The sequence below is a fragment of the Tenacibaculum sp. FZY0031 genome (assembly GCF_036350695.1).
In the GTDB taxonomy this organism is placed as follows: Bacteria; Bacteroidota; Bacteroidia; order Flavobacteriales; family Flavobacteriaceae; genus Polaribacter.
In genome coordinates, this window is sequence record NZ_JAZDVY010000003.1 from 148,728 (window position 1) to 163,434 (window position 14,707).

The 14,707-nt window shown below is 33.0% G+C and carries 12 protein-coding genes; 10 read left to right on the forward strand and 2 right to left on the reverse strand.

Annotated features, from left to right (window positions below):
• The 4 genes from V1T75_RS05005 to V1T75_RS05020 all read left to right on the forward strand — a co-directional run bounded on the left by V1T75_RS05005 (nucleotide 1) and on the right by V1T75_RS05020 (nucleotide 3,611).
• On the forward strand, nucleotides 1-654 hold the full coding sequence (locus V1T75_RS05005; RefSeq protein WP_330487466.1) for a hypothetical protein: 654 nt from the start codon (nucleotides 1-3) through the stop codon (nucleotides 652-654).
• The gene (locus V1T75_RS05010) at nucleotides 626-1,666 is read left to right on the forward strand and encodes a hypothetical protein (RefSeq protein WP_330487467.1); all 1,041 of its coding nucleotides are present in this window, start codon (nucleotides 626-628) and stop codon (nucleotides 1,664-1,666) included. Before V1T75_RS05005 ends, V1T75_RS05010 begins: the two co-directional genes overlap by 29 nt.
• A 79-nt stretch (nucleotides 1,667-1,745) precedes the next feature.
• Nucleotides 1,746-3,218: a nicotinate phosphoribosyltransferase gene (locus V1T75_RS05015; protein ID WP_330487468.1), complete on the forward strand. Its 1,473-nt coding sequence runs from the start codon at nucleotides 1,746-1,748 to the stop codon at nucleotides 3,216-3,218.
• 138 nt (nucleotides 3,219-3,356) lie between these two features.
• The gene (locus V1T75_RS05020) at nucleotides 3,357-3,611 is read left to right on the forward strand and encodes a hypothetical protein (protein ID WP_047788492.1); all 255 of its coding nucleotides are present in this window, start codon (nucleotides 3,357-3,359) and stop codon (nucleotides 3,609-3,611) included.
• Between the two features lie 53 nt (nucleotides 3,612-3,664).
• On the opposite strand, the gene V1T75_RS05025 is transcribed toward V1T75_RS05020, so the two are convergent.
• Both V1T75_RS05025 and V1T75_RS05030 read right to left on the reverse strand, forming a co-directional pair.
• The gene (locus tag V1T75_RS05025; RefSeq protein WP_330487469.1) at nucleotides 3,665-4,222 is read right to left on the reverse strand and encodes a hypothetical protein; all 558 of its coding nucleotides are present in this window, start codon (nucleotides 4,220-4,222) and stop codon (nucleotides 3,665-3,667) included.
• A 349-nt stretch (nucleotides 4,223-4,571) separates the two neighbouring features.
• Complete coding sequence (locus tag V1T75_RS05030) at nucleotides 4,572-6,527, reverse strand: YgiQ family radical SAM protein (RefSeq protein ID WP_330487470.1); 1,956 nt, start codon at nucleotides 6,525-6,527, stop codon at nucleotides 4,572-4,574.
• A 143-nt stretch (nucleotides 6,528-6,670) separates the two neighbouring features.
• Between V1T75_RS05030 and V1T75_RS05035 the strand changes: the two genes are divergently transcribed.
• The 6 genes from V1T75_RS05035 (at nucleotide 6,671) to V1T75_RS05060 (ending at nucleotide 14,504) form a co-directional block, all read left to right on the forward strand.
• A complete protein-coding gene (locus V1T75_RS05035) occupies nucleotides 6,671-7,228 on the forward strand; it encodes a hypothetical protein (protein WP_330487471.1) in 558 nt (185 codons plus the stop codon).
• A gap of 104 nt (nucleotides 7,229-7,332) precedes the next feature.
• Complete coding sequence (locus V1T75_RS05040) at nucleotides 7,333-9,831, forward strand: zinc-dependent metalloprotease (RefSeq protein ID WP_330487472.1); 2,499 nt, start codon at nucleotides 7,333-7,335, stop codon at nucleotides 9,829-9,831.
• Nucleotides 9,832-9,909: 78 nt separating this feature from the next.
• Nucleotides 9,910-11,832 carry a CocE/NonD family hydrolase gene (locus V1T75_RS05045; protein WP_330487473.1) on the forward strand — a complete coding sequence of 641 codons (1,923 nt, stop codon included), beginning with the start codon at nucleotides 9,910-9,912 and terminating at the stop codon, nucleotides 11,830-11,832.
• A 274-nt stretch (nucleotides 11,833-12,106) separates the two neighbouring features.
• Complete coding sequence (locus V1T75_RS05050; RefSeq protein WP_330487474.1) at nucleotides 12,107-12,919, forward strand: META domain-containing protein; 813 nt, start codon at nucleotides 12,107-12,109, stop codon at nucleotides 12,917-12,919.
• Between the two features lie 212 nt (nucleotides 12,920-13,131).
• Nucleotides 13,132-13,791 (forward strand): SDR family NAD(P)-dependent oxidoreductase, encoded by a 660-nt coding sequence (locus V1T75_RS05055; protein ID WP_330487475.1) that lies wholly within the window; start codon nucleotides 13,132-13,134, stop codon nucleotides 13,789-13,791.
• A gap of 53 nt (nucleotides 13,792-13,844) precedes the next feature.
• On the forward strand, nucleotides 13,845-14,504 hold the full coding sequence (locus V1T75_RS05060) for a VOC family protein (RefSeq protein ID WP_330487476.1): 660 nt from the start codon (nucleotides 13,845-13,847) through the stop codon (nucleotides 14,502-14,504).
• Nucleotides 14,505-14,707 lie beyond the last annotated feature (203 nt).

Below are 14,707 nucleotides of genomic sequence, written 5' to 3' on the forward strand. Positions count from 1 at the left end.
ATGCTAGAACAAGATCATTATCAAAAGCTAAACTTAAAATATAATCCTTTTTCATTTCTAAATGACCAAGAATTACTAAAGGTTACAGAAGAACGAATCAACCTTAACGATTTGGCTTTAAAAATAATGTCAACCAGTTCTTGTTTTATTGAGTTTTATGGTAAAAAAGGAAAGGGAAAATCAACTCTTTTACAATCATTACACTCAAAGCACTTAGCTAACTCAACTTTCTTCAAACTAAAGAAGAAAGAACATTCATATATAAATACAATCCCTGGCATTCTCATTATAGACTCCTTTCAGCTCTTGTCCACAAAAAACAAACTGGAACTACTTACAAATCAAAACAAACTAATTATTGGTGCACACTACTCTCATAAAATTCCGTATTTCCCGAAAAGAAAATTATATAAAAAAATAAATTTTAGCAAACTAGAATTAGACATAAACCTTTTAAGAAAAATTGTACATAAAAGAATTGAACTTGCCTGTTTAGATTCTCAAAAAGAATCTATAAAAATTAAAGATGCACATCTTCAAAAATTATTGGAAGATCACGGTAATAATTTACGAGAAATTCAACTATCCTTGTATGATTTTTTCTTAAACCCCAATAACGAACTATATGAGTTATCAACAATTTGTAGATATTAAGGTTACACTTGACAAAAACGAGTTTCAAGCAAATGAGACAATTTCTGGTGAAGTTTTTATTAAAAACCATAGTCCTATTCACTTAGATATTGAAAACATTCAAATTAAATTATCTATAAAACACCAAGGTAAGGGAGAAACTGATGAAATTACTTTGGACTATTATTCCATAAACGATTGTGAAAAAATTTCTAAAGGCCAAACGATAGCTTCTACATTTACCTTTAAACCTGTTTATAACGTTTCTTTTATTGGGGAAAACATGACACAAACGGTTTTGCTAACAGCTAAAGTCGACATAAAAAAGGAAAGTGAAAAACAGTTACGAAAAGAAAAATTATCTGACTTTAAAATAGGAGGTTATTTAAAAGGGCTCATTCGTCCTGATTTTTATCATGAAATTCCCATCTTACTAATAAAAGGAAACTCCACTTATAAATTTAAAAAAACTTCAGGTAGCATCAAACCCGGTATCAAAAAAGCGCAAACAATTTTATTTTTTGGTCTTATCATAACAGGAATTATAAGTGCTATAATTTATTCACAACTAGGTAGGTTAGAGGTTTTTTATGTCTTTTTAAGCATATATGCCATACTGTGCGGAATAGTTTATTTTTATAAAATACAACCTTCACTGGCTATTGGGGCAATTAACTACAAACTAGAAGCATTAGATGAACACTACTACCAAACTAACTTCAGGTTAAAAAAAAGAACAAATACAATACAACATATAAACTGTCAGTTAATAGGAAAAGAAAAGGTTACCTATGATAACGGTAGTAGTAGATCAACCAGTATTAAAACTTTTTATGAAGGAGAAAAAACAAAAGTAACCCCTATAAATATTTCATCCTTTAAATCTAAATTCCCCGAAGAATCACTCCCTATCTCTATTAAAAATAACGATTTTGAAATTATATGGTACCTTAAAATCGTAGTGTATACAAGAAACAATAAACGCATAGAAGGAGAAGACCTAATTCTTATAGACTTCGAAAAATTACTATAATTATTTATAAAAAAAATTAAGGTTCTGTTGTGAAGTAAATTTAATTTGCGTAAATTTGACACAAACAAAATAACAAACTATGAATCCATTATTATATACAGACGGTTATAAAGTAGACCACAGAAGACAATACCCTAACAACACTACGTTAGTATATTCAAACTGGACACCAAGAAAAAGTAGAATTCAAGGAGTTGAAAAAGTAGTTTTTTTCGGACTGCAATACTTCATCAAAAAATATATCATTGAAGAATTTCAAACCAACTTCTTTAACAAACCAAAAGAAGAAATTTGCAAACAATACAGCAGAAGAATTAACAACTATTTAGGCGAAAACTCAGTAGGTATTGAACATATTGCAGCATTACACGATTTAGGGTACATTCCTATGACTTTTAAAGCATTGCCAGAGGGTGTAGAAGTTCCTATTAGAGTACCAATGTTTACTATGTATAATACATTGCCAGAATTCTTTTGGCTAACCAACTATTTTGAAACCTTATTATCAACCACTGTTTGGTTACCATGTAATTCTGCAACCATTGCAAAACAATACAGGCAACTATTAGATAAATACGCACAAGAAACCTCATCTGTTCCCGAAATGGTAGATTGGCAAGGACACGACTTTTCTATGAGAGGAATGGCTGGTTTAGAAGCTGCTGAAATGAGCGCTGCGGGTCACCTATTAAGTTTTACTGGAACAGATACTATACCAGCTGTAGACTTTTTAGAAAAGTATTACAATGCAGATTCTGATAATGAATTGATTGGTGGTTCTGTTGCGGCAACGGAACACTCTGTAATGTGTATGGGAACCAATAGCGGTGAAGAAGAGACTTTTAAAAGATTAATTACGGAAGTATATCCAAATGGCATCGTTTCTATTGTTTCTGATACGTGGGATTTATGGAAAGTACTTACCGAATATTTACCTAACTTAAAAGAAGAAGTCTTAGCCAGAGATGGTAAAGTAGTGATTAGACCTGATAGCGGTGACCCTGTGGATATTATTTGTGGAAATACAAACGGTAAGACAGAAGTAGAACAAAAAGGAGTTATACAACTGCTTTGGGAAGTTTTTGGAGGTACAACCAATGCAAAAGGATATAAAGAACTAGATAGTCATATTGGAGCTATTTATGGTGATAGCATTACCCTTGAAAGAGCCACACAAATTTGTGAACGCTTAAAACAAAAAGGATTTGCCTCTACTAATATAGTGCTAGGAATTGGTTCTTTCACTTATCAATACAACACCAGAGATACCTTTGGATTTGCCATGAAAGCTACCTACGGAGAAGTAGATGGAGAAGGAAGAGAAATTTTTAAAGATCCAATTACCGATGACGGAACAAAGAAATCTGCCAAAGGATTATTAAAAATAACACTAGAAGATGGAGAGTATACATTACACGATCAAGTAAGCTGGAAAGAAGAACAAGAAGGCGAGTTACGAGAAGTTTTTAAAGACGGAAAATTGTTAGTTGATGAAAAACTAAGTGAAATAAGACTCCGTACTAAAAACAGCGTATTAGAATTTTCAGAATAACAAAAAAGCAGGAATTTTACTCCTGCTTTTCCCATTTAAAAACCCATCAAAAACACTAAATACCAACACCTTACAAACTACTTAATTTGCTTAACTCTTGATTTTTTCATATCTTAATTGCAACTAAAAAAGAAACTTATGACAGATCAAGAACAGAAAAGACTCGATACAATGAATTCCGTTTTAGTTAAAATGGAAGACATTAAAAACACGCAAAAAAGTTTAATTGAAAAAATTGGTGTGGTTGAAGTTCAACTATTCGATATCCAGTCAAAAGATTTAGACAAAGAACTCGAAAAAGTAATGGTAAGAGCTTCTGATACCTTAAATATTATAAAACAAGCTACTGAAGCTTTTGAAATGAAACGAAACCGTTTAGAAAATGAAGCATAAACAAAAATCCGCTTAACAGCGGATTTTTTTATTCATTTATATAGAAATACTATTTAGGCCATTTCAAGCTTAATAATACATCCAGCGGGGCTTGTTTCCTCTATGGTAATTTCAGCATTAATAGTTTTATTCTTGTTTTTTACATTTAAAGCCCCTTGACTTCCATAATGCTTACCCATATCATCCAAATCATCCCAAAGGTGTTCAAATGACATGTCTTTTGTATAATATTTAGCTTTCACATAATTCGTTTTATTAACTGGTGTCGCTGCCATAACTCCAAAGTAACTATCAGAATCACCATTTAACATTATTTTTAGAACAACATTACACCCAGCTCCTACTGCATGAAAACCAAGCTCAAAAGTAGTAGCATTAACAGGTTTGCTACTATATGGGGTAATCGGTTGTAAAGTACTATTTCCTTTAGAATCGTGAAAATCTCCATGGCCAACATCGTTATTCCAAGCCACTTCCCATTGAACATTTGTTCCATTTTCAACAGCAATAGCTAAATCATTTCTCTCCGAGTTGCCTCCAAATATGTCTTTAATTAATTGTACGGGGTCAATATTGAAATTAACGGTCGTTTTCCTTTTTGTTTTTAACATTGTTTCTCTTTTTAAGTTAGTAAAAATTGCTACTAAAAATCTTGTAACACAGATTTTTTTTCGCTTTGTGGCATTTCTTAATAAGTAAAAACATAAATATTGTCTTGAGTAATAATAATTCCTCAGCTATGTTTTTACATATTTTAATGCTTCATTTATACAACCTAAAAGTAAATTAGCAGCTACTTAATCAAATAGTCAACTTTAGGTTAAACAAATACACATAATTGTATATTTATAAACCAAAAATAAAACATATATAATTGACCTACAGGTATTTACCTTTTAAACAATCATTAAAAGTTATAACCTAGTGTTATTCAGGAATAAGCGTGAAGTTTTTTCTTTATTAATTTCTTCTTTTCTTCTTGAAACCTTTGTTTTTTCTTCTAGATGGTTTTGATGGTTTGTAGGTTACAGTATCATCAAAGGTGTTTTTTGCTTTTCCTGCTTTATTTTTACGCCACGAAGTGTCTTCTGGAAGTAATTTTTTCAATAAATCAGTACGTCCAACTTTGTTTAACGTATCTTTAATCCATTGCTTATTTTCTTTTTTATACCAAAAGAAAAACTTGTGCTGATCTTCCTTATCCTTTTTAGTCTTTGGAGTTTTTACCTCTTTTAAAGTATACGGATGGTAACCACTGTAATAAATTACTGTAGCCACCGTCATCGGTGTTGGGGTAAACCCTTGTACTTGTTCTAACTGGAAGCCCATATCTTTGGTCTCAGCAGCTAAATTTGCCATATCTTCCGCCTCACAAGCTGGGTGACTAGAAATGAAATACGGTATTAATTGAAGTTTTAATTTCTTTTTTACATTGATGCGGTCAAACCTATCTTTAAATAAATGAAAATACTTAAACGAAGGCTTACGCATTAACTTTAGTACAGGATCGGAAGTGTGTTCTGGCGCTACTTTTAATCGCCCAGAAACGTGTTTTGTCATCACCTCCTCTGTATAAGCATCTAACTCTTTAGGATCCGCATTTTTATTGAACTCAGGCACTAACATATCATGTCGAATACCACTTCCAATAAATGATTTTTTCACCTTCGGATGTGCATCAACCGCTTGATATAACTCGGTTAACGGTTTGTGTGAGGTATCTAAATTACTACAAATTACAGGTGAAATACACGACGGAGCAACACACTTGTCACAAATCGCTTGTACTTTACCTTTCATCTTATACATATTCGCAGATGGCCCACCAATATCTGATAAGTACCCTTTAAAGTCATCCATTTGGGCAACTTGATCCACTTCCTTTAAAACCGATTCTTGACTCCTACTTGCAATAAACTTTCCTTGGTGTGCTGAAATAGTACAGAAACTACAGCCTCCAAAACACCCACGGTGAATATTGATAGAAAACTTAATCATTTCAAACGCAGGTATCGGTCCACGCTTGTTATACTTTGGATGTGGTAAACGTGTAAAAGGTAAATCGAATGAAGCATCAATTTCTTCCTCCGTCATTGTTGGAAACGGCGGATTAATCATCAACTTTTTATTCCCAACTTTTTGAAAAATACGACGAGCGTATAATTTGTTCGACTCCTGCTCTATCACTTTAAAGTTAGAAGCATAGGCTTTCTTATCCTTCAAACAAACTTCATGCGAACTAATTTCTACATCGTCCCAGTTCTTATTTTTCGGAGTTTTCTCATCTTCTTCTAATAAAACAGCGGTCTGCTTAATCGTTTTTAAGCTCGAAAATGGCACACCTTTTTGCAACAGCTCTACAATTTCTCTTAGTGGCTGCTCTCCCATTCCGTATACCAACATATCGGCTTTAGACGTTTCTAAAATCGTTGGTAATAATTGATCAGACCAGTAATCGTAATGAGTAACACGACGCAACGAAGCTTCAATTCCACCAATTAACACAGGAACATCTGGAAACTTCTCTTTTAAAATTTTAGAATATACTGAAGTAGCATAATCAGGTCTGAATCCTTTATCTCCATTAGGCGTATAAGCATCCTTATCACGACGGCGTTTACTCGCCGTGTAATTACTCACCATCGGATCCATACAACCACCGGTAACTGCAAAAAATAATCTTGGAGTTCCTAGCTTCTCAAAATCTTGTAAGTTGTCATGAACACTTGGTTGCGGAACAATTGCCACACGCAGGCCATAACTCTCTAAAATACGTCCAATTACTGCAGGACCAAATGATGGATGATCTACATATGCATCTCCACTGAACAGGATTACGTCTAATGCATCCCATCCTCTTAACTTCACCTCCTTATTTGTAGTCGGTAACCAATCTGAAAGTCGTCTTATTCTCATGCCGCTGCAAAGGTACGGGGTTTTATTTACACTACAATACAGTAAAAAACTGAAAACTACATTATAAACACATCTAACAAAAAAAAGAAAATCGTAATTTTTAATTAGATTTATCTCCTAAATCATTTAAATAAAATTTAAAAATGAAAAAAAACATTCTTTTTCTGCTACTAGTATTTTTATCCTTTCAAAGCTTTTCTCAACTACAAACTGAAAAAATTGTTCCTCCTGCCAAAGGTAAATCGGTAATTTATTTTCTTAGAACAAGCGGTTTAGGTGCTCTAATGAACATCAGGTATTTTGACAATGAAGAATACTTAGGAAGATTTAATGGTGTTAACTATTTACGTTATGAATGTGAGCCAGGAGAAAAAGTATTTTGGATTAAAGCGGAAAATATTGATGTGCTAGAAGCTAATTTAGAAGCAGACAAAGTTTATTTAGTTGAAACCAATGCAGTGATGGGAGCTTTTTCTGCAGGTGCGAAATTTAAATTAGTGGATTTCAACAAAAAAAATCAAGTGAAAAGAATTAATAAGCTTTTAGAAAAAAAAGAACCGAAAACTTTTACTCAAGAAACTCTACAAGAGCAACTACAGAAAATGAAAGATGTTGTAAACAAGGGCTTAAAAAAAGTACGAAAAAAAATAGAGCGTAAAAAAACGACTAAGCTAGCACCTAATATGAATTATGCAATCTAAACTACTCACATCTTTTAGTTTAACTTCCCTTTAACAATTAATTAAGATAAAACCGAAAGTAGTTTTACTAATTTCCGCCCTTATTTATTCAATTAATTTTTACAATGACTAAAAAAATACTTTCAACTATTTTAGTGGTATTTCTTGCTTTAGGAGTTTCTTTGAATGCAGAAGCACAACGAAAGAAGAAAAAAAACGCAAAAAAAGAGACTACCACTAAAAAAGACAGCCCTAAAAAGGGCGGTATACAACCTTACGAAAAGGTGGTTACCAAACAACACAAAACAGACGAAGGTTTGTTTAAAGTGCACTCAAAAGATGCTAAATATTTATTTGAAATTCCAGATTCTCTTCTGAACCGTGAAATGCTAATGGTGACTAGAATTGCCAAAACAGCTAGCGGTATTGGTTTTGGTGGTGGAAAACAAAATACACAAGTATTGCGTTGGGTAAAAAACAAGAAACAAATTTTACTAAAAGTAGTTTCTCACAATGTTGTTGCTGACACCATTTTACCGGTACATGAAGCAGTAGTTAATTCTAATTTTGAGCCCATTTTATTTGCTTTTCCTATCAAAGCATTTAGCAAAGACTCAACAGCTACTGTAATTGATGCTAGTCCACTTTTTGAAGGTGATGTAAAAGCAATTACTTTTCCACAAAGAAGCAGAAAACCTTATAAGATTTCTAAAATGGATAAAACGAGATCTTATATTGACAGAATTAGCAGTTATCCACAAAACATCGAAGTTAGAAATGTAAAAACTTACATTGCTGGAAACCCTCCATCAAATTCAAGTGTAGGTTCTGTAACTATGGAGTTGAGTAACTCTATGATTTTACTTCCTAAAACCCCTATGAAAAGACGTTATTTTGATGAGCGTGTTGGGTGGTTTACGAGTTCTCAAACAGATTATGGTTTAGATGTTCAAAAAAGTAAATCGGTTACCTATTTAGACAGATGGCGTTTAGAAGTAAAAGATGAAGACCTCGAAAAGTTTAAAAGAGGTGAATTAGTAGAACCTAAGAAACAAATTGTATACTATATTGACAGAGCTACACCAAAAAAATGGCGTAAATACATCAAACAAGGTATTGAAGATTGGCAAATTGCCTTTGAGGCTGCTGGATTTAAAAATGCCATCATCGCTAAAGATGCTCCTACTAAAGAAGAAGATCCTGATTGGAGCCCTGAAGACGTACGCTATTCTGTAGTTCGCTATTTAGCATCTCCTATTCCAAATGCAAATGGACCTCATGTTAGTGACCCTCGTTCTGGAGAAATTTTAGAATCAGATATTAACTGGTACCACAATGTAATGACTCTATTACACAACTGGTATTTTGTACAAACAGCTGCTATCAATCCAGAAGCTAGAACAAATCAGTTTAAAGATGAAATTATGGGGCGTTTAATTCGTTTTGTTTCTTCTCATGAAGTTGGACATACTTTAGGATTGCCTCATAACATGGGAAGTTCTGTTGCCTATCCTGTAGATTCTTTACGTTCTGCTGAATTTACTAAAAAGAATGGAACTGCTCCTTCTATTATGGATTATGCTCGTTTTAACTATGTGGCACAGCCAGAAGACAAAGGGGTTGCTTTAATGCCTAATATTGGTCCTTACGACAAGTATGCTATCAATTGGGGATATAGACCAATAATAGATAAATCTGCTAAGGAAGAAAAACCTGTATTAAATCAGTGGATTAAAGAAAAAGCAGGAAATCCTGTGTATAGATTCGGACATCAACAAGTTCGTAACATTATTGATCCTAGTTCACAAACAGAGGACTTAGGTGATGATGCCATGAAAGCAAGTGCTTACGGTATTAAAAACCTACAACGTATTTTACCTCGTTTAGAAGAGTGGACTACTGAAGATGGTGAAACTTACGAAGAGTTAAAAACTATGTACGGACAAGTAGTTGGGCAATTTAATAGATATATGGGACATGTGAGTTCTAATATTGGTGGTGTATATGAATACTTTAAAACTGCCGATCAAGACGGTGCTGTATATATTCACGTCCCAAAAGAACACCAAAAAAGAGCGTTACAATTTGTAAATGATGAGTTATTTAAAACTCCAAATTGGTTAATTGACGAAAATATTATTAGTAAAACACAACACTCTGGAATCATTGAGCGCATTAGAGGGCTACAAGTACAAACCTTAAACAGAGTTTTAAAAACAGGAAGGTTAACACGTATGATAGAGAATGAAACTTTAAACGGAACTAAAGCATATTCTCTTATTGAAATGATGAGTGATTTACGTAAAGGTATTTGGAGCGAAGTATACGCTAACAAAACCATTGACCCGTATCGTAGAAACTTGCAACGTGCACATTTAGACAGGTTGGACTTTTTACTAAACAAAGCAAAAGACCAAAAAGCACCAAGAAGCGACAGAGGGTATTTTAAACAAACAGCCGTTACCATCAATCAATCAGACATTAAACCCGTAGTAAGAGGAGAATTAAAGCGTTTACAAAGAGATATAAAAAGAAGTATACTCTCAGCACGTAATACGATAACTCGTTACCACTTACAAGATGCAGCGGATAGAATAGACACTATTCTAAATCCAAACAACTAATTTTTCTTAAATAACAGCAATCTAATGGGTTGCTGTTATTTTTTTATACATTTACCTTCGATCCACTAAAAAACTATAATGAAAAAAAACTTACTTCTATTATTTATACTAGCAATTTCGTTTGCTAGTTGTACTAAGAAAACAACGGCAAAAAAAGCTGAAAAGACAGCAAACACTTACGTTAAAGACCACTACACAAAAAAAGAGGTAAAAATTACAATGAGAGATGGTGTAAAACTACATGCCACCATCTATTCACCAAAAGATACTAGTAAAACCTACCCTATTTTATTACAACGTACTCCGTATAGTTGTCAACCTTATGGAGAAGATAAATTCAGAAAAAAAATTGGCCCTAATCCCGTTTTAATGAAAGAAGGAAACATTATTGTATACCAAGATGTTCGCGGACGTTGGATGAGTGAAGGAGTATACGACAACATGCGTGCTTATATTCCAAATAAAACAGCAAAACAAACTGATGAAACTACCGATACCTATGATACTATCGATTGGCTGGTGAACAATGTAGCAAATAATAATGGTAAGGTAGGTACATGGGGAATTTCATATCCAGGTCACTACGCTACTGTTTCAACCATTGATGCTCACCCTGCTTTAAAAGCTGCTTCACCGCAAGCATGTATTGGAGATTTCTTTTTTGACGATTTCCACCATAACGGAGCTTTCTTATTAAGCTATTTCAAAGCCATTTCTTTATTTGGAACATACAAAGATCAACCTACCGATTCTGCTTGGTACTCTTTCCCTGATATGAAAACTCAAGACCAATATCAGTTTTTCTTAGACAAAGGACCATTAAAAAACTTAAACGAATATTTTCAATACGATAAGTTAGACACCAAAGTTGCCGATAACAAAGAGCGTATTGATGATTTCTTTTGGAAGGAAATTGTAGAACACCCTAATTACGACTCTGTATGGCAAAGCAAAGGAATTATCCAACATTTAGATAAAGTACCATCTACTGTAGCAACGATGATTGTTGGAGGTGAATTTGATGCTGAAGACTTGTATGGCCCATTAGAAACTTACAAAAACATTGAAAAAAATCAACCAAACAACTATAATACCATTGTTTTTGGACCTTGGGATCATGGCGGATGGTCTAGAAATAAAGTGGCTAACAAAGTGGGGAACTACTACTTTGGAGATTCCATCTCTTTAAAATTCCAAAAAGAAGTAGAAACCAAATTCTTCAATCACTTCTTAAAAGGTGATGGTACTAAAAACTCAGGATTACCAGAAGCCTATGTTTTTGATACAGGTAAAAAAACGTGGAAATCATACGATGCATGGCCACCAAAAAATGCTCAAAAACAAACATTTTTCCTTTCAGAAAACCAAGAATTAACAGCAACTCAAAAAGGAAATAACAAGGTTAGTTTTATTAGTGACCTTAAGCGACCTGTACCCTATTCAGAAGATATTAAAACGGTGTTTACTCCGCGTAAATATATGACAGACGATCAGCGTTTTGCTGCTCGTAGACCTGATGTACTCGTTTATGAAACAGAGGTATTAACTGAAGATTTTACACTTGCTGGTGATATTTTAGCAAAACTACAAGTGGCTACCACAGGATCTGCAGCCGATTGGATTGTGAAGGTTGTTGATGTGCATCCTGCTGATTTAAAAAACGACAACAAAGAAATGCAAACCCATTTAAAACTCAGCAACTATCATTTAATGGTACGTAGCGAAGTAATGCGTGGACGTTTTAGAAACAGTTTTTCTAACCCAGAACCATTTACACCAAACCAGAAAACAGCCGTAAATATTAAACTACAAGATGTTTTCCATACGTTTAAAAAAGGACACAAAGTTCAACTACAAGTACAAAGCACGTGGTTTCCTTTAATCGATTTGAATCCGCAAACTTATGTAGACAATATTTACAAAGCAGACGAAAAAGATTTTAAAACACAAACACATTCGGTATTTACTGACTCTAGTATTGAGTTTACTGTGCTAAAATAACAACAAACTTTTTCTATTTAAAAAACTCACAACACTTAGGTATTGTGAGTTTTTTTTATCAAAAAAACAACTTATTTATTACTAGATTTTCTACGCAACCTTTTCACACTTTGTACATCTATTTTAAAATATACAGACTACAAAGCAAATACCCTCACCAAACTAACACATAAACAACTGAATAACAACACAAAAGAACTAAAAGCATCAATATTCACCAAGTACAAATATTAAAATAATACCCTATATTTAACATACTATAAAAAACGTACTCATGAAAAACCTTATACCAATACTACTAAGTGCTTGCTTAGTAATTTCAGCATGCTCAAATAAAAAAGAAAAGAAAACTTCTGAAGAAAAAACCATTACTACTACCGATTCAATTCCAAAAACTTCTTCTGTTACCACTAAAAACACAATAACAGATGCTTATTTCAAAGCTCATGGAGTTGAACCTTTTTGGAGTTTGACTATTTCTGATAAGATGATTAAGCTACAAACACTTCATAATTCAGATTCTATTTTAACACCACACACAGAACCTATCTATGCGCAAGACAGCAACGTAAAACTATATACTTTACATACCGAATTAGCTGCTGTTAAAATAGAAATTAACCAAATGGAATGTATCAATGCTATGTCGGGTAAATCATTTCCTTATTCGGTAACTGTTGACTACAAAAAAGGAAAGGATACAGAGTTTACTAGCTTAGAAGGATGCGGAGAATACATCACCAATTATCGATTACACGATATTTGGGCATTAGAAGAGTTAAATGGCACAAAAGTTAGTAAAGATGATTTTGGTAAAGAATTGCCATATATAGAAATAAATGCTACTAAAAACACCTTTATGGGAACTTCAGGATGTAACAGCATCACTGGTAAACTTTTTTCTGAAAGAGAGCGAATTCGATTTACCAACATGGCTTCAACAGAAATGCTATGTACTAAAGGAAATGAAAAAGAACAAGAGTTTACAAAAGCGTTGGCTAGCACCATATCTTACACAATTGCTAATAACCGATTAACACTTTTGAATCCTGATAAAACCTTATTGGTATTTAAAAAAGTTGATTAATAACTATAAAGACTCTCAATAGCGTATTGAGAGTCTTTTATTTTCAACGCTTAATAAAACCAATCATCAAAGTAATTATACAACTCTTTTGCAGATAGTATTCATAATTAAAAACTATGAAAAGCTATAAAATAACTATGCTATTACCTCCTTAATTGGTGTATTTTTCAATAGGTTTGATATGCTAACATTTTATTAATATCTAACCGATTATGAAAACCGGAATAATAACTGGGTGCAGTAGAGGAATTGGATTTGCTATTGCCAATCTGTTAACTGAAAACCCCAACTATAAAATTATTGGAACCTCTACTTCAGGAACTTCTCCAATTACAAAATCAAATTTTGAAATCCATCAACTAAACCTTTCTGAAAGTGATTCCATAGATGATTTTATCAAAAAGATTAAAAACACCAAGATTGACTTTCTTATTAATAATGCGGGAATCTTACTAGAAAACTGGAACGATGCATCCATAAACATCGAGCAATTAAAACAAACGTTTAATGTAAATTTATTTGGAACAATTGAATTAACTGAAAAATTAATTCCTAACTTTAAAAAAGATGGACAAATAGTTAACATTACATCTGATTGGGGTTCTTTTAGCGAAAAGAATTTTGATGAATTTCAACCTCATTACAAAATGTCTAAAGCTGCTTTAAATATGTACACTAAGCTAATCGCTAAAAGACTCGAGAAACAACATGTAATTGTTTCAGCTCTTGATCCTGGATGGACTCAAACCGATATGGGAGGAAATGAAGCATCTAGAAAACCTGACGATGTTGCAAAAGATGTTAGAAACTTAATAACTAACAATTCTAAAAGTGGATATTTTTGGCATCAAGGAAACATCAGAGAATGGTAAAACACTATGCTTATACCTAATTAAAGTTAAACTCTAAGCTAAAAACTACCAAGATGACACTGAACGAAATTGAACTAAAAACGACTGATATAAAACCAATCAAGGAATTTTATGCAAATGTCTTGGAGCTTCCAACTACGCAGAGTGACAATAAATCAATTCGTATTAAAATTGGTGCTTCCTACTTAAAATTCATAGAAGATTCTAAAAACCCTTCACCTGCCTACCACTTGGCTTTTAACATCCCTGAAAACAAGTTACAAGAAGCTATCGAATGGTCTGCTGACAAGTTCGAATTTGTAAAAAAAGAAAACGAGGTACTGATTACTAACTTCGAAAACTGGAACGCGAATTCAGTATATTTTTATGATGCTGACGGAAACATATTAGAGTTTATTGCTCGACACGATTTGGATAATGCTACTACAACGCAGTTCAATAGCAATCAAATTTTAAACATAAGTGAGTTTGGAATTGTGAAAGACCGTCCTGATATATACGGAAAGTATTTGATTGACACTTACGGACTCCATTTATTTGAAAAAAATCATAACAGTGAAACATTCACAGTTCTTGGTGATGATAATGGACTATTAATCATCGTTAAAACCAACCGAAATTGGTACCCAACAGAAACTCCATCTAAAGCTAGTTGGGCGACTATTAAATTAACCAACTCGGGTACTGATATTACGTTAACAATAACCCCATAAAACGGATTTGAATTCTACTTTAAAACTTCTAAAGTATCATTTATAAAAACATTATTAACTAACCTACTGCTTCTCTCATTTTTTATACTTAAAAAAAGCACTTTTATTCCTTTATATTAGGATGTAAGAACATCAATAGTACATATGCAAACTAGTTATTAGTAACTTGGAGAATGTTTTCGCTATTAAATTCACGTATTAGA